Below are 22,687 nucleotides of genomic sequence, written 5' to 3'. Positions count from 1 at the left end.
CTAACCGCAAAACACCCTGAGGTCGACAATGAGTTTGAATTACAAAAAGCACTGGCGAACCAGCACCGCGCTCTGCATCGCGTCAACGGTGCTCGTCGCAACAGCCGCATATGCCGCTCACTATCCCGGCGGTCGCAGCGATTGGGACAAGCGGTCTCATCACAATCACCAGGCGCACGAAGAGGGCGAACGTGCAAAGCATGAGGACCATGGCCATCATGGCGACGGCGATCATGGCGTGAAGACGGCTTCGCCGATCAAGCACGTCATCATCCTGATCGGCGAGAACCGCGGCCTCGATCACACGTTCGGTGTGTACAAGCCGAAGGGCAAGGGGCAGACCATCTCCAACCTGTTGTCGAAGGGTATCGTCAACGAGGATGGAACGCCGGGACCGAACTTCGCGCAGGCGCAGCAGTACTCGGTTGCGGGCCAGAACGCCTACTATATCGGCGCGCCTGCGATCTCGAAGTCGCCCTACAACGCGACCAATTTGATGCCGCAACCGAACACCAACGGTACGCCGACCGCGCAGAGCGACACGTCGCCTCCGTTCAAGACGATCGCCGAGGCCAGCGTCGAGAAGGACATGGACCCGGCCGATCTCGATATCCTCACCACCGGCTTCAGCGGCCTGCCGACTGGTGTGCTTGATACCCGCGTTCCCGGCGCCGGCGGCCTCAACGGACCTTTCCCGCTGCAGGGCGAGCAGATCAGCGACGACGACTACACCGGCGATTCGACGCATCGCTTCTATCAGGATTGGCAGCAGGAAGATTGCAGCGCCGCCAATGCCACCAAGAAGAACAATTCGGGCTGCTTGAACGATTTGTTCCCGTTCGTGATGGCGACCTATTCGGCGTCCAACAAGAGCATGGCCAACTCGATGGGCTTCTACAACGCCCAGCAGGGTCAGGCTCCGGTCCTGAAGATGCTGGCCGACCGCTTCACCCTGAGCGACAACTTCCACCAGTCATTCCACGGCGGCACCGGCGCGAACCACTTCATGCTCGGCACCGGCGACGCGGAGTTCTGGAGCGACGGCAAGGGCAACCCGGTGACGCCGCCGGCCAACCTGATCGCCAATCCGAATCCGGTCGCGGGCTCGGTCAACCGCTACACCGTCGACGGCAATTGGAGCAATTGCTCCGATATCTTCCAGCCCGGCGTGAAGCCGATCGTCACCTACCTCAACAACCTGCCGTACGCGGCGGAGCCGAACTGCAAGCCGAACCACTACTACATGCTCAACAACGTCAATCCGGGCTATCTTCCGAACGGCGCGCTGTCGGGTGGCAACAACGTGCCGCCGTCGCCGGTTCGCACGATCGGCGATGCGCTGATGGAGAAGAACATCTCCTGGGCGTACTATGGCGGTGCGTTCAACGACGCCGTGGCGCTTTCCAACGCCGCGGTTGCCGCCAATCCGTCGAACCCGAATCTCAGCGCCGCTGCGGTCGCCGATCCGGCGCACGCGCTCGGTGTTGCCTACTGCCAGATCTGCAATCCGTTCCAGTATGCGACCTCGATCATGGCCAACCCGGCCGTGCGTCAGGCTCACATGAAGGACACTGCGGATCTGATCACGGCGATCCAGGGCAACACGCTGCCTGCGGTGTCGTTCGGCAAGCCGGACGGTCTGCTCGACGGTCACCCGCAGAGCTCGAAGGTTGATCTGTTCGAGGCCTATGTCCTGAACGTGCTCAACGCCCTGGAGAACAATCCGGAGCTCAAGGCTGAAACCGCTGTCTTCATCACCTGGGACGAGGCCGGCGGCTATTGGGACTCGGGCTACACGCAGTCGATCGACTTCTTCGGCGACGGACCACGTATCCCGACCCTGATCCTCTCGCCCTACTCGACCGGCGGCAAGGTCAACCACAACTACGCCGACCACGTTTCGCTGCTGAAGTTCATCGAGCGCAACTGGGGTCTCCAGCCGCTGACGAACCGCAGCCGCGACAATTTGCCAAACCCGAGCTACGCCAAGAACAACGAGTACGTGCCGACCAACAGCCCGGCACTGTCCGACCTGTTCGACGCGTTCGACTTCAGCAAGCCGGTCACGTTGTCCTATACCGAGTGATCGAGCGCTCGTTCGCAGCGAGCTCTTGATCCGAACCAACGCCGGCGCCGATCGAACCGATGGTTCGGTCGGCGCCGTCATGTTCTGCCCATCGACCACCCGATCGACTGGAAAACTTCAGATGAAGCGTCACGCGAAGACGAGAGCGGCACCCGGCCTGCTTGCCATAGCCATTTTGGCGAATGCCGCGACGCAGGCCGTGGCGCAGCAATTTTCCGCCGACCTCGTTGCCAGCAAAGACGGCGCGGCAACCACCGTGGGAGCCTTGCGGGTCCTGGACGGAAGGGTGCGCCTGGAGACGAGCGCGCTGCCGGACGGCTTCTTCCTGGTCGATGCGGCCAAGCCTGTAGCGGTTTTCGTCCGTCCCGGCGCACATGTTTTCATGGACGCGAGGCAGTCCAGCCCCCTGACAGGGATGTTCGTTGTCGTCGATCCCGACGATCCGTGCCGGCAATGGCAGGCGATCGCGCAGCTAGCTGCGCCGGTCGATCCTGCGACCTGGCACTGCCAGCGCGACGGCGCGGAAGCCATCGCGGGCCGCAATACGGAGGTTTATCGAATCGCGGCGCCGTCCGGTGCCGGCTTTGTCGGCTGGATCGACCGCGCGCGTCGATTTCCGGTGCGGATCAAGACCGCGGAAGGGACCGTGATCGCCGCCGATCACATCCGCGACGAGCCGCAGCCGGCGCAGGCGTTCGAAATCCCGGCAGGTCTGCGCAAGTTCGATCCGCAGGCGCTGATCCGCAGGATCCAGCAGAGCGATGTGTGGGTCGCGCCGCCGGCCTCGCAATGAGCATGCGCTGCGTCATTGCGATTGCTGGCTGGTCGCCGGCAGCATCCGACCGAGTGCGGAGTAGTGCGCCTGATGCACGTTGCTGTTGAACAGCGACCAGGGCTCGGCCTTTTTCAGGGCGACGGGAACGTCGAAATTCACCAGCTGGGCAAACTTGCGATATTCGGCCAGCGCTTCGTCGGTATGGCCGGCCGCGACTTCGAGATCGATGCGGCGCAAAGTGAGGACGAGATCCTTGAGGATCGCGCGCGCCGCCAGCCGCTCGTCCTTGCCGCCGACCGTCGCGTTCCTGATGTCGGGGATATGCTCGGTCAATTCGCGCAGTTCGGCGCCTACCCCGGTCACGGCCAGTGACACCACCGCGGTATCGGCGGCCGCGATCGCGACCTCGAGCACGCTCGAGAGCTCGAGCACTTCCTTCATCCGGAGCACGACGCCGTCCTTGTCGAAGGGGCGTTCGCCGTCGCCGACCGCATTCAGATAGGCCACGAGGTCCCGCGTGTCCTGGGCCGACAGCTCGAGGTCGAACACCCGATCGAAATGCTCGATCACCTGTTCGTAGGTGTCGTAGCGGCCGTCGTGGAAGTAGGGCGCATTGAAATTGGCGTTCAGCAAACTGGGGGTCTTGACCAGTCCGCCAGAGCCGACGTCGTGACGCAGCTGGTCGTTGAAGGTGCCCGCGGGGACATGACAGCCGGCGCAGCTCAGCTCGGCCTGCTTCGGAAACGGCTTGAAGAACAACTGCTCGCCGCGCCGTTCCTCGACACTGGCCTGCGTGCCGAGCCTGCCGCCTGGAGCAAGCTTTGGATTGGGCAGAAAATCGATGTCGTTGATATAGGCGACAAGGCCGTCGAGCACCTGGTCGCTCGGCTTCGGGCCCGAAAATTCATTGACGATGACATTATATACGAACTCGCGCAGCGAGGTGATGCGCCCGTCATGTCCGTAGGGGGCGAGGAAGCGGGCACCCCGCAGGCTCGGAATCCTGACCGGATCGAGGATGCTGTTGAATGTCTTCGCGTTGAAGACAAGGCTCGTGGTGTCGAAGGTGCCCGGGCGGGAGGATGCGCCCGGAACGAACAGCTTTGGGTTCGATGCGCCGTTGACGTGGCAGGTGCCGCAGCTCATCTCGGCCTGGCGCGCATTGCCGCCCAGGATGGAGGGCGAGTTGAACGCGAGATCGCCGAGATTGACCAGATAGGACTTTCGCCCGCCCATCGCTTCCGAATGAAACAGCTCGCGGCCGCGCCAGCGCCTCTTCGGACAATTCGGTGCCGGCCGGCAGCACGGTCTGGTCGCCGCCGAGCGGGAAGGCCATCGCGCGCAACGGAAGAAGGGAAACGGCGAGTGCCAGCAAGACGACCCGCGCCGGTCTTGCGCGATCGGCGGATGTGTCACGACATCTTCCGATGTCGGACGCCAGAATATCCCAAGCCATTGCGAGATGAATGCCCCCGTCACAATGCATATGCGCCGCCGTGCCTCGGAAGATGTCACGCGTGTGACAGTTTCCTGTCGGCAGGATCAATGACCGTCTGATTGAATAGACGACCGTTGATTGCGGTTTGATGACGGCAACCAAGCAGAAACCGATCTGCACATCTCATCGGGCAAAATTTTATCGGCGCGAAAGCGCTCCGGTGATGGGTTTGTGCGCGCGTCGAAAAACGGTCATCCCAGCGAAATGTGTTTTGCATAGCGTGTAACTCCATTTCTATTTCTTTCTGAAATCAGGAGAGCACTATGCGGCTTTGGGGAGCCATTCCGGCGCTCGCGATTGTTGCTGGCGCCGTTGCCATCTCGCCGGTGGCAAACGCCGAGAATTTGGTCGAGAAGATCGTTGATGAGTTCAAGCACGAGGTGCGGGACGAATTGCGTGACCTACGCGACCGCGGCCATGAAGGCGTGCATCAGTACAAGCACATCGTCGTCATCTATCAGGAAAACCACAGCTTCGATAACCTCTACGGGCACTGGGGCGATGTCGGCCGTGACCGGATCAACGGCACCGCCGACGCCGACCAGGCCCACACGCTGCAGGTCCGGCAGGACAATCAGACCGTCTATGCCTGCCTGCTGCAGAACGATGTCAACCTGACCTCGCCGTCGCCGCAGCCGACCACCTGCACCGACAATACGGGCTCGGTTGCGATTCTCAGCGCCTTCAAGAACAAGCCGTTCGAGATCAACGATTTCATCCCGACCTCGGCGACCACCTGTCCGAAGCCGCTCGGCGCTTTCGCGGCGCACGGCTTCCTCAACGGCACCGGCGCCCCCGGCGGCTGCACCGCTGATATCGTGCACCGCTTTTACAGCGAGCAGTACCAGCTCAATGGCGGCCGGCAGAACCGCTACATGACCGGCAGCGATGCTGCGGGCCTGGTGATGGGCTATTACGACACCAAGAAGCTGCCGATCTACACCTATCTCCACGGCCACGGCGCGCCGAACTACGTCATTGCCGACAGCTTCTTCCAGGGTGCGTTCGGCGGTTCGTTCCTCAACCACCAGTTCCTCGTCGCGGCTGCGGCGCCGCAGTTTGTCGGCGCCTTGAACGACGGCAGCGCCAACGACTTCCACTCGATCGTCGATGCCAACGGCATGCCGACCAGCACGCCGCTCTATACCCCGCTCTCCACCGTGAAGGATGCGCAGCTGACCGCCAAGTGCAACCAGACCGGTCTGCCGGCCGGCCTTGCCTGCGGCGACTACGCGATCAACACCACGCAGCCGACCTACCAGCCCTATTCTCCGGGTACCCCCGACATCAAGCGCCTGCCGCCGCTGCATACGCCGAACATTGGCGATCGGCTGTCGGCCAAGCATGTTGATTGGGCCTGGTATTCCGGCGGCTGGTCGAACGCCAACGGCGACGTCGGCGCCTCCGGCTGGACCAACGGCAGCGGCACGACCTGCACCGATCCCAACCATGCCTCCACCGCAGTGTTCCCGAACTGCCCTGACGTGGACTTCCAGTATCACCATCAGGCGTTCAACTACTTCGCCAACTATGCGCCAGGTACGCAGGCTCGCCGGGATCATCTGAAGGACGAGGCGGAGTTCATCCAGGCGGCCAAGAACGGCCGGCTCAAGCAAGTCAGCTTCATCAAGCCGATCGGCGAGGAGAACGAGCATCCCGGCTACACCAGCGAGTCCGAAGGCAGCCAGCATCTCGTCGATCTGGTCAAGGCGATCGTCGAGGGGCCGGACGGCAAGGACACCCTGATCGTCATCACCTATGACGAGTTCGGCGGTCAGTGGGACCACGTTCCGCCGCCGCCGCACAACCGCCATGGCGCCGAAGCCAGGGCTGCGGACCAGTGGGGCCCGGGCACCCGCATTCCGGCGCTGCTGATCGCCAAGCGCTTCAACAAGTCGGGCGTCGCGCATGAGGACTTCGACACCACGTCGATCCTCAAGATGCTCGAGAAGCGCTTCGACCTTGAGCCGCTGGTGACGCGCCCTGTGCGCAGCCTCTCGGCGGCGCTGAAGGCCGGCGAGGGCTGGCACTGATACGACAATGGTCTCGAGACAAAATCCTGGCCCGCGTCAACGTCTGGCGCGGGCCAGGACCTTCTGCCAGGCTTCAGGGCCTCTACAAAATCAGATCGTGCTGCACGTGCGTAACCGGGTCTGAAATGCTGCTGCCGCCCATTGCGATGATGGGCGCGGGCGCCGCGGTCGTGGTGCCCAGAATATCGACCTGAAGGCCGGCGGCGGCTGAATCGCCATCCTTGTCCGTGGCGAGCACGTCGAACAGAAGATCGGTGCCCGGAATGGTCGTCTTCTCGATATAGGTGATGTTGTTGATCGTGAAGGTGGCGTTGCCGCTTGCCGCCTGATCGTAGTCGATCTGGACCTTATTGAACTCCCCGCCAACATAGAGCGTGTAGGTCGATGTCGCGCTGTCGAAGGTGGACGTGTTGATCAGCGAGGTATCCGACGTTTCCTGCACGAAGACGGTGGCGTTGCCGCTATGTGGCTTTGGAATGTCGATGCTGAAGTCGTGTACGTCGGAGCTGCCGTTAAGCACCTTGAAGACCACGCCTGCCGTGCCATTGCCTTGCCACTGCGTCAGCATGAAGCTGATCTGTGGCTGCTCGTTGGAGAATGCGAGGTTCAACTGTTCATTGGGATCCATGCTCAGCCCGGTATCGCCGACCGCAATGCCATTGCTTGACGCCTTGACATCGATCGGATGACCGCCGTTGTCGGATCCGGTGATGACAAGCACTCCATCCGGAGCCGTCAGTGAGGGCGTGCCGCTGCCCGAGGCGCCGAACGTGGAACCGGCCACGGTCACCTGCTTCAGCACATCGACGCTCTCCAGATTAAAGGAGAAGGTCCCGTCCGGATCCATCAGCAGCTTGAAGTAGGGATCAGTCAGCGCGCCGCTAGAGTCCGACAGGTAGGCGTCCATTTCGACGCCGCCGCCCACCGCGTGGGTCGTGTAGTAGAAATTGTAGTCATCGCCATTTCCGGTGACATGCACCGAGGTGATGCCGCCGCCGAGGCTTGAGGTGGCCAGATTATAGCCGGTGTTGCCGACCGCGCCGTTGTGGACCGCAACGGACATCCCGCCGTCGCCATCCGCACCGAAATTGATGGTGTAGGTGCCGTTGACGGTCTGGTTGTCCTGAGCGGCGATGTCGGTGTCCGAGAAGCCGCCAATCGACGGGCCGTCGTCGGTGATCGTCAGCTGCTTGCCGAGGTCGAGGCTCGCGCTCTGGAAGTCACCGTCCTTGTCGGTGACGGTCGCAACCAGGTTGACGGTTCCGGCATTCAGCGCGACGGCTTCGCCGGTATCGGGGTCGGTCCCGAGCGGTTGCGTCACCGGGCGATACTCGGTGAAGGTCACGGAACCCGTCGCCGGGTCAACTTCGATGGTGAATGCCAGCGTACCGGTGGTCGAGCCGACATGTCCTTCGATCTTGTCGCCGTTCAAAACCAGTACATCGGCGAGACCGGTGTGCGAGTCGATCAGGCCGGAGGCGGTGCCGTTGCCGCCGGTGATCGTCAATGCGTAGCCGATGGATGCACCATCCGCGCCTTGAACAGAGGAGAATGCCGTCGAGAAGTCGGTCGACGTCGTCGTCAGCGACGCATTCGGCGCCGAACCGGCCGTGTTGTCGTCGAACGCTGTGGCCGTCAGATTGGCCTCGCTCAGCGTCAGCGATGGCCTGGTCCCGCTCAGCCTGATGCTCGGGCCGTCGTCGGTGATGGTCAGCTGCTTGCCAAGATCGAGGCTCGCGCTCTGGAAGTCGCCGTCCTTGTCGGTGATCGTCGCCGTGAGGCTGACGATGCCGCTGCCGAGCGAGATGCCTTCGCCGTTGTCCTGGTTGGTCCCGAACGGCTGCGTTACCGCCCGGTACTCGGTGAAGGTGACGAACCCGGTCGCCGGATCGACTGTAATGGTGAAGGCCAGGGTGCCGGTGGTCGTGCCGACGCGGCCCTCGATCGTGTTGCCATTCAGAACCAGCACGTCGGCGAGGCCGCTGTGCGAATCGATCAGGCCGGACGCGGTCCCGTTGCCGCCGGTGATTTTCAGCGCGTAGCTGATGGTCGCGCCGTCGGCGCCTTGAACCGAGCTGAACGCGGTCGAGAAGTTGGTTGATGTCGTCGTCTGTGACGCATTCGGCGACGAACCCGCGATGTTGTCGTCCAGCGCGGTCGCCGTCAGATGCGTCTCGCTCAGTGACAGCGCCGGCGTCGTCCCGCTCAGCTCGATGCTCGGGCCGTCGTCGGTGATCGTCAGCTGCTTGCCAAGGTCAAGGCTCGCGCTCTGGAAGTCACCATCCTTGTCGGTGATGGTGGCCGTCAGGCTGACGATCCCGCCGGCGAGCGTGACGCCTTCGCCGTGATCCGGATCGGTGCCAAGCGGCTGTGTCACTGCCCGGTACTCGGTGAAGGTCACGCGCCCGGTCACCGGATCAAGCGTGATGGTGAACGCCAGCGTGCCGGTGGTGGCGCCGACATGGCCCTCGATGGTGTTGCCGTTCAGGACCAGCACGTCGGCGAGGCCGGTGTGCGAATCGACCAGGCCCGACGCGGTGCCGTTACCGCCGGCGATCGCCAGAGCGTAGCTGATGGTCGCCCCATCGGCGCCCCGGAACGAGGTGAAGGCGGTCGAGAAGTCGGCTGATGTCGTGGTCTGCGCCGCGTTCGGCGCCGAGCCTGCGATGTTGTCGTCGAATGTCGTCGCCGTGAGGTGAGTCTCGCTCAGTGACAGCGATGGGGTCGTGCCCGATGTCCCGATGCTCGGGCCGTCGTCGGTGATCGTGAGTTGCTTGCCGAGGTCCAGGCTCGCGCTCTGCGCATTGCCGTCGTTGTCGGTGATCGTCGCCACCAAGTTCACGATTCCGATGCCGAAAGCGACGCCTTCGCCGGTGTCCGGGCTGGTGGCGAGCGGCTGCACCACCGCGCGGTATTCGGTGAACGTCACGCGTCCCGTCGCCGGATTGACCGTGATGGTGAACGCCAGCGCGCCGCCGGTTGTGCCGACATGGCCTTCGATGGTGTTGCCATTCAGGACCAGCACGTCGGCAAGCCCAGTGTGCGAGTCGATCAGGCCCGAGGCGGTATTGTTGCCGCCGGTGATCGTCAGGGCGTAGCCGATGGTCGCGCCGTTCGCGCCCTGAACCGAGCTGAACGCCGTCGAGAAGTCGGCAGACGTCGTCGTCAGCGCCGCGTTCGGCGCCGAGCCTGCGGTATTGTCGTCGAGCGCGGTTGCAGTCAGATGCGTCTCGCTCAGCGTCAGCGAGGGAGTGTTGCCATTGGTCTTGATGCTCGGGTTGTCGCCCGTGATCGTGAGCTGCTGGCCGAGATCGAGGCTCGCGATCTGGAAATCGCCATCGCTGTCGGTGATGGTGGCGACCAGGCTTACAGCTCCGGCGCTCAACGTAACGCCGCCCTCGGAGCTGGTGCCGGACTGCTTCACCGCGCGGTATTCGGTGAAGGTGACCCGGCCCGTAATCGGATCAAGTGCGATGCTGAACGCCAAGGTGCCGGTGGTCGTGCCGACATGGCCCTCGATCGTGTTGCCGTTCAGGATCAGCACGTCGGCCAGGCCGGTATGCGAGTCGATCAGACCTGACGCCGCGCCGTTGCCGCCCGCGATTGTCAGCGAATAGCGGATTGCCGCACTGTCCGCGCCCTGGACCGAGGTGAAGGCCGTCGAGAAATCGGCAGAGGTCGTCGTCAGCGACAGGTCCGGAGCCGAACCTGCAATGTTGTCGTCCAGCGCCGTTGCGGTCAGATGTGTCTCGCTCAACGTCAGCGACGGAGCTGTTCCGTTGGTCCTGATGCTCGGGCCATCGTCGGTGATGGTCAATCTGCTGCCGAGATCGAGCGTCACATCCTGGAATTCGCCGTCCTTCGTGACGGTCCCGATCAGGGTGACGGCCCCGGTCGCAAGCGCCACGCCTTCGCCGCCATCCGGGCTGGTGCCGAGCGGCTGTGCGACCGCGCGGAATTCGGTGAAGGTCACGCGTCCCGTGACCGGATCGAGCGCGATGGTGAATGCCAGCGCGCCGTCGATGGCGCCGACACGGCCTTCGATGGTGTTGCCGTTCAAAACCAGCAGGTCGGCGAGGCCGGTATGCGAATCGATCAGTCCCGATGCGGTACCGTTGCCGCCGGTGATCATCAGCGCGTAGCTGACTGTCGTGCCGCTCAAACCGCTTGCGGTGACGAATGCAGCCGAGAAGTCGGCCGAAATCGTCGTCAATGCCGCGTTGGGCGCCGAGCCTCCAATGTTGTCGTCCAGCGCGGTCGCCGTCAGATGCGTCTCGCTCAGCGTCAGCGCCGGCGCCGTCCCGGCCCCGATCAGCGGGCCGTGAATGGTGATCGTGATGAGCTGCGGGGTCCCGCCGATCGTGGTCACCGTGAAGCTGTCGGTCAGCACGTCACCGACCCCGAGGGCCTGAATCGTGCTGTTGTCGTTGTCGAGCGTGTAGGTCCAGACGCCGTCCGTGGTGATCGTGAACGAGCCATAGCCGCCCGCGCTTGTCGTCGGCGTGTTCACTGCCGTGAAAGTGTTGGCGGGATCGTCGACGTCGGTATCGGTCAGGGCGCCGCTTGCGATAAGCAGGTTGGGCGAGGCACCGTTGACGCCGACCGCGCCGACCACCGAACCATTGGTGACGCCGGAAATGATGGACGCGTCATCGACGCCGACGATCGTGATGTTGAAGCTCTCGCTGGAGATGAGCGTGCCGTCCGATACCGTGACGACGAAGCTCTGGATCGCGTTGACCTTCAGCGCGTTGATCGCATCGTTGTTGGGAACGAAGGTATAAGCGCCGCTCGCGCTGTTGAGGTAGAACGTGCCAAACGTGCCGACGCTCGAGACGTCGTAGTTCTGCGCGCCCCGCACCATGTTGCTTGCGACGCCGCCGACGAGGCCGAAGGTGAGTGCGCCGCCGTTGGTGGTGGAGGCGGCGAAGGTCCCGTGCGCGCTGCTGAAATCGTCGAATATCGACGTATCGACCTCCATCGGCGCCGCGCCAAGGTTCAGCTTCGGTGGCTGCGGCGGCGGGTGGTAGATGATGACATAGGGGAGGACAGCCCCGGGGAGCGGCCCGAGCTGGTTTGGCACCGGCGGGGGGTCCGGGTCGGAAAAATTGATCGGCTGCAGCAGCGGCGACCCGTTGTAGGTGGGCGCGCCGGATCCCTTTGCCCATACGCCTTTCGCGTAACCGGCAAGCGCCTCCTGTTGGGCGTAGCGCAAATCCTCCATGTGGGAAGGGCTGTTCGAGACCTGGCTCACACTGACCGACGACCCTCTTGTGGTCAGGATGACCGTGACCCCGGGGTCGTCGACGACGATATGCCGGGGGTTCGCCTCCTTGGTCACCAGTTCGAACACGCCGTGGTGCATGTCCTTGTAGGCGATGTTGTCGTCGTCCAGGAAGGTGACGTTGGGCTCGGCGGCCCGGGCGTCCTTCGCGAGGGAGAAGGTCAGCGCAGCGAACGACAGCAGGCTGAAGCCGCTGGCCCTGACGGTGCCAATCGGCGTGTCCGCGGTCAGGACACCTGGCCCGGCCAGCCGGCTGCCGATCAAGCGGAAGATGCTTCTGGTTTTGGCAAACAGGCCCCGATGCGAACTACTGCCGGAGCCCTGCGCGAAGTCGCCTAACTCCAGCCGGCTGCCGGCTGGCAGGTCGAGCATTGCCCCATCGTTCAAGCGGATTTCGACCCGTCCGCCGGCCGCGACCTCGATGATGTCGCCCTGGCAAACCGGATCGCCGGCCACGGCTGAAAGGGCGATGTCGCGCGCACGCATAATGGTGCCGCGACCGATCACCGTATCAACAATACCAACCACTCGGGGCAGCTGGCCTAAAACGGCCGAGCTCGCGCCCCCGAACGTTACGCCGGACGCGACTAACATTGGCTTTTCGCCTGCTGAACGCTCAGGCGGTAGGTGCTGCCGTCGTTTTCTTGGTCTGGCTTGCGCGCGCTGCGAGGTGAAAAAACCTCGCACCCGCAGCCATAGGCTTGCCCGCCGAAACGTCCTGATTGAAACTGTATTCGGTAGAGAAAAATCGGCTTCCAATGCGGCGGGGAGCCATCGCGGAAATGACAGACCAGCTGTCCATTATCGCGGGTGCAGCCCCACGAAATTTAGTGTATATTTACCATGAAAATTGTCCACTTATTAATTTTTAGTCGAGCGACACCAGGCCCTTAGGCCTGTTTTTGCGACAACTCGTTTGGCGGTAAAGGTCCTGCGGTCCCGGCCCGGCGGTCCAGATCATCATCGCGCCGTGACACGACAAGATCTTCTCAACGGAGGGGATCGTGCGCATCCGTTTGATTGCTCAATTGCTTACAAGTCTCGTTTTGGCGCTCGTGACGCTGACGGCTGGTCCGGTGCGGGCGCAAACCGAGCGCGCCCAACCCGCGGTTCAAACGTCCTCGGCGAACTTCATCGGGACAGTCGTGACGGCCACGGGCTCGGTCACGATCGAGCATCCGAGTGCTGTCGTCGTGCAGGCCGCTCTGTCGGATCAGCCGTCGCAGGCCAAGGTCGGCGACCGCATCTATATGGGCGACGTGGTGCAGACCGGGGCCGACGGACGGGTCGGAATCAACTTCACCGACGGCACCTCGTTCAATCTGTCGAGCAACGCCAAGATGGCCATGACCGAGTTCGTCTACGACCCGAACGGCAAGTCGAATTCGACGTTGTTCAAATTGGCCAATGGCACCTTCACCTTCGTCGCCGGCAACATCGCCAAGACCGGCGACATGAAGATCGACACGCCGGCCGCGACGATGGGAATTCGAGGCACCACGCCGCGCATCGAGATTTCCGACGATGGAACGGTCAGGTTCGCGACGCTGGTCGAAGAGGGCAAGAGCAAGCTCGTGAGAAAGCCCGCGACACGCGCGACGCCGCAATCCGAACAAAACACCTACCACAGGTTCAACCCCGGGATTTGTCGAGGGTGCTAGGCAAGCAAGGCGTCGGTCTTGTGCGGCTACTCACGGAAATCGGCGGCTTCGCGTCATCAAGACCGGAGCCAGACATGAAGCCTCGTGCGGGTCCCGCTGCGAGTGGCGGCTTGGCGGCGCTGTTGCTCCTGCTGCCGCTCGCATCGCCGGCGGCCGCGCAGAATCCGAAGCCAAAGGGCAACTATCTGCAGAATATCGAGCTGTGCAGCAGCCACGATCGCAAGGCGGTCGACGCGCGCATTGTTGCATGCACGGCGCTGATCGATGCCGCCGAGGACATGACGCCGGCTGGCCTCGCGATCGCCTACAATGATCGCGGCAACGCCTATGCGACCAAGGGGGATTACGACCGCGCCATCCGGGATTTCAATCATTCGATCGAGCTCAATCCGACCTACACCAAGCCGTTCAACAACCGCGGCGTGGCCTATTTGGGGAAGCGCGACTACGATCGCGCCACCAACGCCTTCGATCAGGCCATCAAGCTCAACCCGAACTACGGCGAGGCCTTCGCCAACCGCGCCGGCGCCCATCTGAAGAAGCATGACTATGCCCGCGCAGCCCAGGACTATGATCAGGCCATTCGCCTCGAGCCGAACCTGGACGGGGTGTGGAACGGACGCTGCTGGAGCCGGGCCATCCTCGGCGCGTTGCAGCAGGCGCTGGAAGATTGCAACAAGGCGCTGCAGTCGGAACCGGCCAACGCTGCCACCTATGACTCGCGCGGCCTGGTCTATCTGAAGACCGGCGCGCTTGGCGCGGCGATCGACGACTACAGTTCGGCGCTTCGCGTCGACCCGAAGCTCGCCAGTGCACTCTATGGACGCGGGCTCGCGAAGCTGAAGCAGGGCGACAAGACCGGCGGCAATAGCGACATCGCAGCCGCCAAGGCAATTCAAGCCGGCATCGGCGACGACTTCAAACGTTACGGCGTGCAATAGACGCGCTTGGCGAAGGAAGCCACCGTAAGCAAGGACAGCCGGCTTGCTGCCGTTGGCGCCTGCGTGGCCCGGCAGGCTAGTCCATGATCTCGACCGTCGCCGAACGGCCGGCGACCAGCGCAATGCGATCCGGCAGATGGTCGAGCGCGATGCGCACAGGGACGCGCTGCGCCAGCCGAACCCAACTGAAGGTCGGATTGACGTTTGCGAGCAGGTTCGCGCCTTGGCCGCGGTCGCGATCCTCGATGCCGGCCGCAATGCTCTCGACATGTCCGGTGAGCCGGACTGGCTCGCCCATCAGCCGGACCTGTGCCTTGTCGCCCACGTGAATGCGCGCCAGCTTGGTCTCCTCGAAATAGCCTTCGACATGCAACGTGTCGCTGTCGACCAGCGCCATCACGCCCTTGCCCGCGGACACGTAGGCACCGGGCCGCAGATCCATATTGGTGATGGTACCGTTGACCGATGCATGCACTTCGCTGCGCTCGAGGTTGAGCTGCGCCACGGCGCGATCGGCGACCGCCTGGTCGTAGGCGGCCTTGGCCTGGAGCTGCGTGGCCAGCACCTGCTCCTGCTTCTGCTGCGACACCGCATCGGTGGTCAGCGAGCTGTAGCGCTTAAGATCGGATTCGGCCTGATCCAGCGTCGCGCGATGGCCGGCGACCGCGGCATCGGCCTGCTGCAACGCCAGGGCAAAGCGCGCGCGATCGATCCGGAAAAGGATATCGCCGCGATGCACCGGCTGGTTGTCCTTGACCAGCACGTCGGTGACGAAGCCGGACACGTCGGGAGCAACCTGAACCACATCGGCGCGCACCCTGCCGTCGCGGGTCCACGGCGACTCCATATAATAAATCCAGAGTGCGCGCGCGACGGCAATGGCCGCGACGAGCGCGACCGCGGTCAACGCGACCCGGCCGAGCCAGGCGAAATTCCCTTTCATGGCAGAAACTCCGAAAGATAAACGACGCCGCCCAGGAGGCATACGTACAGTGCGAAATTGAACAGCGCGCGGTGCCACACCAGCCGGTACAGCCCGAAGCGCTGCATGATCCGGCTCACCACCGCGCTCAGCGCATAGGCGACGATGAGCCACAGCAGCAGCGCCGGGACCAGGACACCGTAGATGTCGAGCTCATATCTCATGCCGCAAAGCTCTCCTCGGGCTGCGATCGATACGCGGGCGCATCCGGAAACAGGCCGCGGCGGATGCCGACGAGGCCGAGCAGCGCATCGTCCCGTGCGCGCTCATTGGGATCCTTGATGACCGCGGTCACCGCCGCGTCGACGCGCGACAGCAATTCGGCCCGCATCTCCTCGCCGGTACGGGCGCGAAACGCCGCAGCGAGATCGTCCAGCATGTCGTCGATGGCGCGTACGGTCGAGGCAGCGAGGCCGTAGCGCGCCCGCCTGAGGTCGATGATGTTGAGCCCGATGCGCAGCTGGACCAGGCTGTCGGCATCGCGACGGTCGCTCTCGGAGATGAAGGCGATGCGCTGGACCAGCAGCCCGAGCCGATGCAGCATGAGGCCGGCAAACTGCGCCCGATCGCCGCGGCCGCGCCGCTCGGCCGCGTCAGCGAGCGTCTGCCAGGTCGATATCATCAACCGCTTGGCGATCCATTCGGCGCCGACCCCGCGCGCGATCCGCGTCACGATCTCGGCGATCACAATGCCGAGCAAGAAGGCGACGGAGCTGTTGGCGAAACTGGCGAAGTCTGCGCTGTAGGTCGATTGCAGCGCGAGCAGCGTCGCGGTGTTGACAGCGAGCGCCATGCCGATCGGCGCGGTTTTCGGTTGCGCGATCAGGACGCCGTAGGCGAGGAAGGTCGGCGCCAGCGCGGCGATCAGGACCTCGACATGGGTGATGCCCGGCACCAGCGCGAACTGATAGATCGCGACGACGACGATCGCGACCAGCGAAAACATGCCGAAGGCCCGGATGCTGCGCGCCGGTTCATCCTGCGCGGCGAAGAAGGAGCAGGCGACCGCCGCCATCATCGGCGCCGAGGCGCCATCGGGCCAGCCGGTCGCAATCCACAGGCCGCAGCAGATCAGGATCGCCACCGCCGCTCCCGCGGCCGACCAAAGCGCCATGCCGTGGTCGCGATGACGGACTGGTGCTGCCCCCGACTCCGGACGGAACGCCAGCGGGACGGTCGCGATATCCCGGCCCGCGGCAATCGCATCGCCCACCGCGCGGCAATCGGCCGAAATGTCGACAAGCTCGCGCAGCCGCAGCAGCAGGCTGATCGTGATGATGCGCTCCCGCGGTGCGAGCCCGTCGAGCGCGGATTGCCGCTCGGCGATCGCAACCCTGATCTGTTCGCCGGATTGCCGCTGGCGATCCTCTTCCACGATCCAATCGGCGAGATTGCCGAGCAGGCGCCGCAGCTCCGGCTGCCTTTGCAGTGCCGCCTCGCCGAGAGCGAGAAGCCGGTCCTCGATCGACGTGATGATCGGCAACAGCATCAGCATGCGCAGCCGGACCTCACGCAGGCCGCGCACAAGGCCGGCGTCGGCCAGCCGGTCATAGGCGAGATGGGTGGCCAGGGTATCAAGCTCGACGATGTCGGTCGCAAGGCGCAGGCGTTCGGCCCGGCGCGTCTCGGTGCTCCCGCGATCAAGCAGCACATCGCGGGACAGGCGGCGCGCATCCGCCAGCCAGCTCCGGACCCGGCCGCCGACTGCGGGTGCGACGCTGCGGGGAAACACCACGGTCGACACCAGGCTCGCACAGATGATGCCGAGCGAGATCTCTTCGACCCGCGCCAGCGCGATATCGAAGATGCTGCCCGGGGCGGATACCGACGGAAAGCCGATCAATGCGACGGTGTATCCGGCCAGCATGAAGACATAGCTGCGCGGCGTGCCGTCGAGCAGCGACAGATACAGGCAGAGCCCGACCCAGAGCGCGACCGCGAGGCACAGCAGCTCCGGCGCATCGATCAGGCTCGGCACCAGCGCGACCGTCATGCTGGCGCCGACCAGCGTGCCGATGACGCGGAAGAACGCTTTCGAGCTGGTCGCGCCGGCCAGCGGCTGCGAGGTGATATAGACCGTCGCCATCGCCCAATAGGGACGTGGCAAATCGATCATCAACGCGATGACGAGCGCCAGCATCGACGCGGCGAACGTCTTCAACGCGAAGATGAGGTCCGCGTGGCGGACCAGGAACGGCTCTTCCGCGCGCATGACTATTTCGCCTCTTGGGCAGTTGCGGCCGGAGTCGTCTTGGCGTCCTGCAAGCGGCTCGCGCGCTGCTCGATGCGCAGGAGCACCTCGAAGGTTACCGCAAGTTCCTCGCTGCCGATATCCTTCAGCAGGCTCGACCGCACGCGGCGCAGCACCCTGTTGGTTTCCTCGACCTTGGCTGCGCCGGTTGGGGTGAGATGCAACGTCTTGGCTCGCCGGTCGGTCGGGTCCTCGCGACGCTCGACCAGACCTTCAGACTGCAGCAGATCGATCAACCGCACCAGCGACGGCCCCTCGATCCCCAACTCGTCGGCCAGCACGCCCTGACGGACGTTCGCGCCCTGCCGCGACAGCACCAGCAGCGGAATCGCCGTCGCGTAGGACAGGCCGTGATCCGACAGCGCCCGATCCGACTCGCGGCGCCAGATCCGCCCAAGCCGGGTGATCAGGCGGCCGATCTCGGCGTGGATATGGGACTGCGACGGAGGCATGGAAAATTAGATAGGATACGAACTATTAGGATGCAATAATAGAATCCCGATCGGCGCGGGTGCTCACGCAAATGCGATCGTGGTCGTCAGTATTTCTGCACGGTCGACCGGAAGACGATCCAGATCGCGACCGACAGAAATCCCAACCCGCCGAGCATGAGGAAGGCTGGGCCATAGCCGACCCATTGCGCGATCCAGCCGCCGAGCGCCGGGCTCAGTGAGGCACCAATGCCTTGAATCGTGATGACCGCTCCCTGTCCAAGGTTGACGCGGCCGGTTCCGCTGAGCGAGCGCGCCACCATTCCCGGCACCGCGACGCTCTGCAGACCGGCACCGATGCCATCGAGGATCTGCACAGGGAGAACGCCCCACCAGCCCGAGAGGAAGAAGGCGAGCACGCCGCGCGCCGGCAAGGCCAGGAACGACAGCAACAGGACGGACCAATAGGTCCGGCGCTCGGCTGCGTGCATGCCGGCGATCGATGCCAGGATCATCACCGCCTGCGCAACCACGATCGTCGTCGCGACGAAGCTCGGACCATTGGCATGATGGCCGGCGACCGCGGCAAGGCCGTAAAGCGGCACGATCGCCGCGTTGCCGAGATGAAACGCGGCCAATGCGACCGCGAGCACCAGCAGCGGCCTGTGCCTGACCAGCACGGAGAAGCCGCTGGGCTGGCTGTCCGGATCCTCTTCCTTGCCGCGTGCGGCACGGTGGTCGATGCTGTCGGGCGGAATCAAGAGAACGCAAGCGATCGTGACCGCGCCGAACAAGGCGGCGAGCGCGAAGACCGCCACATAGCCATACTGCCAGCCGAGATAACCCGATGCCGCGGCGCCGACCATGTTGCCGGCGTGGTTGAAGGCCTGGTTGCGGCCGTTCTGCCGATTGAACCCGCGCTGCTTGACGATGCCGAGCGTGATACCGGTGACCGCCGGAACGATCGCGGCCCCCGCGATCGACGTCGCGACCTGGGACAGTGCCACGGCCCAGAAGCTTTGCGACATCAGGATGACTGCGGATGCCAGCACGACCGCGACGCCGGGCGCGATCACCCAGGCCCGCTTGTGGTTCGTCGTGTCGATGCAGCCGCCGATCGGCGTCGTGATCAGCATGCCCGCGATGTTACCGAGCGTCAGCGCGGTCCCGATCAGGCCGCTGGTCCAGCCGTGCAGTTGAAGGAAGACGCCGACGAACGGCCCGATTCCCGACTGCATGTCTGCCATGAAGAAGTTCACGGCCAGCAGCGGCCAAAGGCGCGCAGGCGCAGAAGATTTTTTTGCGTTGCGATCGGGCATGTTCCATGAACGCGCGGGAATGCCGAACGGACTGGTGATGAGTTGATATTTCTGCGCAACCGGCAGCGGCGCAATTTGCATGGCGCAGGCCGCTTGCTCCCACGCCTCTGCGAGGCGGAGTGGGACAGACGTTCGCCTCCTTACCGCATCAGCGTGTAGGCGAGCACGATGACCACGAGCGCGATGATCGCAGAGGTGATCATCATCCCATAGGGACGCGCCCGGATCCCCTGCGTCGTCTCGGCGGTGCTTGCGGGAGCTGGTTCAGCGGGACCTTCTCGGACCATCTTTGGCGTCCTGCTTGTCACAAAATATTCCGACACATAGTCCGACGCGACCGGTGCAGCTTCGTTCCTAACTGTGCGAGGGCCGAACCGAAGCGGCTTAGGAACCTCTATCCGAGGGCATTGTTGAAGCCTCATTCGGAGGCATGCAGATGCGCAGCGCAGCTTGCGCAAGGAGCAGACGATGGGACTGGCTCAATATGCGGTGATAGCAGCCGGCGAGGAATGGGGCGTCCTGCACGACGGCAATCTCAATGCGGGATACGCCACCAAGGAAGCTGCATTCGAGTCGGCCGCCGCTGCCGCGGCACTGGCAATCAGGCTGGGGCACGAGGTCCACGTCAGCGTTCCCGGACGCGAAGAGGGCGAGGCGGCCCTCACCAAGCGTCCGACATAGCGCGTACAAACCGCAGCGCGCGCGACGACAACGAGCATCGTCGCCGCGCGCTATTTATCACAAGCTTTAGCAGGACGTCTGCTCAACGCGCCTTACGGATCGAGCTCAGTATCCCAGTAGAGATAATCGAGCCAGCTCTCGTGCAGATAGTTCGGCGGGAAGAGCCGGCCGTTGCGATGGAGCTGATGCACGGTGGGTGCATAGGGCGTCTGCTTCGGAAACATCTTGGCCTGCTGCGGAGTCAGATTGCCCTTGCGCAGATTGCAGGGCGAGCAGGCGGCGACGACGTTCTCCCAGGTGGTCTGGCCACCCTTGCTGCGCGGAATGATGTGATCGAAGGTGAGGTCGTCGCCCGACAGGCAATACTGGCAACTGAATCGGTCGCGAAGGAAGACGTTGAACCGGGTGAAAGCGGGGTGGGTGGTCGGCTTGACGAAGGATTTGAGGGATACGACGCTCGGCAGTTGGATTTCGAACGAAGGACTTCGTACCGCGCGGTCGTAATATTCGACGATGTTGACGCGATCGAGGAACACCGCCTTGATCGCGTCCTGCCAGGACCAGAGCGACAGCGGGTAATAACTCAGCGGCCGGAAGTCCGCATTCAAGACCAGCACCGGCCAACCGCCTTGCGAGACATGTGCGTTCAAATAACGCTCCTGACTCCCATTAGCTGCGAAGCAGCATGCACTCACATACTACAGGCAGCGTGACGGGATTGTGAAGAGCAATGAGCGGCTTATCCGCCGTCCCCTGCCATGTTCCTGCCCCGATTGCCTGCCGCCCGCGAGGCCCGTAAAGGGAGCCGCAAGCCCCTCGGCCAGTGACGGACCCTGCCGATGACCGCGACATCACGCTATCTCGAGGCGCCGCGCCGGTTGCGCGCATTCGTGCGTGCGCACGAGACCAGCCTCGTGGTGCTGGCGGTGCTGATCGGCGCCATCGGCGGCCTGGTGGTGGCGGTCATGAGCGGCCTCGTCACGGTGTTGCATTCGGTGCTGTTCAATCTGCCGCTGGGCGACCGGCTGTCGAGCCAGCCCAGCATCGATCCCGTGCGCGCGCTGCTGGTTCCCACAATTGGCGGCCTGCTGCTGGGATTTGCGTTCCTGCTGCTGCTCCGGGTCCGGCCGGCCCGCGAGATCGATCCGATCGAGGCCAATGCACTCTATGGCGGGCGGATGTCGTTCCGCGGCAGCGTGATCGTGGCGCTGCAGACGATCTGGTCGAGCGGCGTCGGCGGCTCGGTCGGGCTCGAGGCCGGCTACACCCAATTGTCCAGCGGACTCGCCGCCTCGCTCGGCCGCGGCTTCCACCTCCGTCGCAACGACCAGCGCATCATGGTCGGCTGCGGCGCGGCGGCGGCGATCGCCGGGGCCTTCAGCGCACCGCTCGCGGGTGCGTTCTATGCTTTCGAACTTGTGATCGGCGGTTACACGCCGGCGAGCCTGACCCCGGTCGGCGTGGCGGCGGTGACCGGCTACTTCGTCGCCCATGCCTTCGAGCCGCTGCCGCTCGGGGTCGGCGTCGGAACCGTCGGCGACGTGCTCGGGCGCGATCTCGCGATTGCCGCGCTGCTCGGCACGGTCGCAGCGCTGACCGGGATTGCGATCATGCGCGGGGTGACGCTGTGCGAGGCGCTGCTGACGAAGACCCGGCTCTGGCCGCCGCTGCGCCCGGCGCTCGGCGGGCTTGTGGTCGGCGCGATGGCGCTGCTGACGCCGCAGGTAATGTCGTCCGGCCATGGCGCGCTGCGCTTCGCCGGCATCGTGGCGATGCCGCTCGCCTTCATCGCCGGCGTGTTCGTGCTGAAAGCGGTGGCTTCCATCATCTCGCTCGGCTCCGGCTTCCGCGGCGGCTTGTTCTTCGCCACGCTGTTCATGGGCGCGCTCGGCGGCCGGCTGTTCGCGGCCGGCGTCGACATCGTGTGGCCGGGGCTCAACCTCGATCCCAACGCCTATGCCGTCATCGGCATGAGCGCGCTGTCGGCCTCAGTGATCGGCGGTCCCTTGACGATGTCGTTCATCGCGCTGGAATCCACTGGGAATCTTTGGCTCACCACCGCAGTGCTGGTCGCGGTGATCATCTCGACCACCATCACGCGCGAATTGTTCGGCTATTCGTTCGCGACCTGGCGGCTGCATCTGCGCGGTGAGACCATCCGCAGCGCCGCCGACATCGGCTGGATCCGCGATCTCACGGTCGGCAAGATGATGCGGCAGGACATGACGACAGTGAGTGCCGCGATGTCGATCGAGGCGTTCCGCGAGGAATTTCCGCCGGGCTCGAAGACCCAGGTGGTCGCGGTCGACGGCGACGGAGGTTATGCCGGGCTGGCGCTGGTCGCCGAAGCGCATGCGCCGGATCTCGAGGCCGACAAGGGACTTGCCGGCATCCTGCGCTACGCCGACGTCGTGCTGCATCCCGGCATGAACGTGCAGGAGGCGATTGCGGTGTTCGACGCCGCCGAAGCCGAATCGCTCGCCGTGATCGAAGGCGATGACGACCGGCGGCCGATCGGCCTGCTCACCGAAGCGCACGCCATGCGGCGCTACGCGGAAGAATCCGAGCAGCGCCGCCGCGAGGTGGTCGGCGAGATTTGATGTTCGGCGTAGTCGCTTTCAACCCGTCATCCCCGCGCAAAGGCTTTGCCTTTGTCGCTGGAGGAGCGCGTAGCGCGTCTCGAAGGATGCACGGCCACCAGCCGGGCCGTGGACCCTTCGAGACGCGCGCGATGCGCGCTCCTCA

16 protein-coding genes are annotated in these 22,687 nt (G+C 64.2%); 7 read left to right on the top strand and 9 right to left on the bottom strand.

Translation table 11 applies throughout. The features are described from left to right. Positions 1 to 28: 28 nt before the first annotated feature. Both ACVIW0_RS34820 and ACVIW0_RS34815 read left to right on the top strand, forming a co-directional pair. Positions 29 to 2,086: an alkaline phosphatase family protein gene (locus tag ACVIW0_RS34820; protein ID WP_461356460.1), complete on the top strand. Its 2,058-nt coding sequence runs from the start codon at positions 29 to 31 to the stop codon at positions 2,084 to 2,086. 121 nt (positions 2,087 to 2,207) lie between these two features. Continuing rightward, on the top strand, positions 2,208 to 2,879 hold the full coding sequence (locus ACVIW0_RS34815) for a hypothetical protein (protein WP_461356459.1): 672 nt from the start codon (positions 2,208 to 2,210) through the stop codon (positions 2,877 to 2,879). A gap of 12 nt (positions 2,880 to 2,891) precedes the next feature. Here the strand turns inward: ACVIW0_RS34815 and ACVIW0_RS34810 are convergent, their stop codons facing one another. Continuing rightward, a complete protein-coding gene (locus tag ACVIW0_RS34810) occupies positions 2,892 to 4,097 on the bottom strand; it encodes a cytochrome c peroxidase (RefSeq protein WP_461356458.1) in 1,206 nt (401 codons plus the stop codon). Between the two features lie 525 nt (positions 4,098 to 4,622). Here ACVIW0_RS34810 and ACVIW0_RS34805 point away from each other — a divergent pair. Next, positions 4,623 to 6,392 (top strand): alkaline phosphatase family protein, encoded by a 1,770-nt coding sequence (locus tag ACVIW0_RS34805; RefSeq protein WP_461356457.1) that lies wholly within the window; start codon positions 4,623 to 4,625, stop codon positions 6,390 to 6,392. A gap of 82 nt (positions 6,393 to 6,474) precedes the next feature. Here the strand turns inward: ACVIW0_RS34805 and ACVIW0_RS34800 are convergent, their stop codons facing one another. Then, positions 6,475 to 12,204, bottom strand: a complete 5,730-nt coding sequence (locus ACVIW0_RS34800; protein WP_461356456.1) for a DUF5801 repeats-in-toxin domain-containing protein — start codon at positions 12,202 to 12,204, stop codon at positions 6,475 to 6,477. A 476-nt stretch (positions 12,205 to 12,680) separates the two neighbouring features. Here ACVIW0_RS34800 and ACVIW0_RS34795 point away from each other — a divergent pair, with 476 nt between their 5' ends. Continuing rightward, positions 12,681 to 13,337, top strand: coding sequence for a FecR family protein (locus ACVIW0_RS34795; protein WP_461356455.1), 657 nt, complete (start codon positions 12,681 to 12,683; stop codon positions 13,335 to 13,337). Between the two features lie 74 nt (positions 13,338 to 13,411). Continuing rightward, on the top strand, positions 13,412 to 14,278 hold the full coding sequence (locus ACVIW0_RS34790) for a tetratricopeptide repeat protein (protein WP_461356454.1): 867 nt from the start codon (positions 13,412 to 13,414) through the stop codon (positions 14,276 to 14,278). 76 nt (positions 14,279 to 14,354) lie between these two features. Here the strand turns inward: ACVIW0_RS34790 and ACVIW0_RS34785 are convergent, their stop codons facing one another. The 6 genes from ACVIW0_RS34785 to ACVIW0_RS34760 all read right to left on the bottom strand — a co-directional run bounded on the left by ACVIW0_RS34785 (position 14,355) and on the right by ACVIW0_RS34760 (position 19,548). Continuing rightward, positions 14,355 to 15,221, bottom strand: coding sequence for an efflux RND transporter periplasmic adaptor subunit (locus ACVIW0_RS34785; RefSeq protein ID WP_461356453.1), 867 nt, complete (start codon positions 15,219 to 15,221; stop codon positions 14,355 to 14,357). After that, positions 15,218 to 15,424 carry a DUF1656 domain-containing protein gene (locus ACVIW0_RS34780; protein ID WP_461356452.1) on the bottom strand — a complete coding sequence of 69 codons (207 nt, stop codon included), beginning with the start codon at positions 15,422 to 15,424 and terminating at the stop codon, positions 15,218 to 15,220. Before ACVIW0_RS34780 ends, ACVIW0_RS34785 begins: the two co-directional genes overlap by 4 nt. Then, positions 15,421 to 17,472, bottom strand: a complete 2,052-nt coding sequence (locus ACVIW0_RS34775) for an FUSC family protein (protein ID WP_461356451.1) — start codon at positions 17,470 to 17,472, stop codon at positions 15,421 to 15,423. The genes ACVIW0_RS34780 and ACVIW0_RS34775 overlap by 4 nt, the downstream gene beginning before the upstream one ends. Before the next feature lie 2 nt (positions 17,473 to 17,474). Beyond that, a complete protein-coding gene (locus tag ACVIW0_RS34770) occupies positions 17,475 to 17,963 on the bottom strand; it encodes a MarR family winged helix-turn-helix transcriptional regulator (RefSeq protein WP_461356450.1) in 489 nt (162 codons plus the stop codon). An 86-nt stretch (positions 17,964 to 18,049) separates the two neighbouring features. Further along, a complete protein-coding gene (locus ACVIW0_RS34765; RefSeq protein ID WP_461357510.1) occupies positions 18,050 to 19,261 on the bottom strand; it encodes an MFS transporter in 1,212 nt (403 codons plus the stop codon). A 140-nt stretch (positions 19,262 to 19,401) separates the two neighbouring features. After that, entirely contained in the window at positions 19,402 to 19,548 is a 147-nt protein-coding gene (locus ACVIW0_RS34760) for a hypothetical protein (RefSeq protein WP_461356449.1), read from the bottom strand. A gap of 181 nt (positions 19,549 to 19,729) precedes the next feature. On the opposite strand from ACVIW0_RS34760, the gene ACVIW0_RS34755 reads away from it, so the two are divergent. Then, positions 19,730 to 19,942 carry a hypothetical protein gene (locus ACVIW0_RS34755; RefSeq protein WP_461356448.1) on the top strand — a complete coding sequence of 71 codons (213 nt, stop codon included), beginning with the start codon at positions 19,730 to 19,732 and terminating at the stop codon, positions 19,940 to 19,942. A gap of 92 nt (positions 19,943 to 20,034) precedes the next feature. Here the strand turns inward: ACVIW0_RS34755 and ACVIW0_RS34750 are convergent, their stop codons facing one another. Next, the gene (locus ACVIW0_RS34750) at positions 20,035 to 20,592 is read right to left on the bottom strand and encodes an HNH endonuclease (RefSeq protein ID WP_016845270.1); all 558 of its coding nucleotides are present in this window, start codon (positions 20,590 to 20,592) and stop codon (positions 20,035 to 20,037) included. Between the two features lie 189 nt (positions 20,593 to 20,781). On the opposite strand from ACVIW0_RS34750, the gene ACVIW0_RS34745 reads away from it, so the two are divergent. Further along, positions 20,782 to 22,542, top strand: coding sequence for a chloride channel protein (locus ACVIW0_RS34745; RefSeq protein ID WP_461356447.1), 1,761 nt, complete (start codon positions 20,782 to 20,784; stop codon positions 22,540 to 22,542). Positions 22,543 to 22,687: the final 145 nt, after the last annotated feature.

It is taken from the genome of Bradyrhizobium sp. USDA 4454, assembly GCF_054822705.1.
Note: the sequence above shows the minus strand (reverse complement) of the source record. Positions and strands in the feature narration are given on the sequence as shown.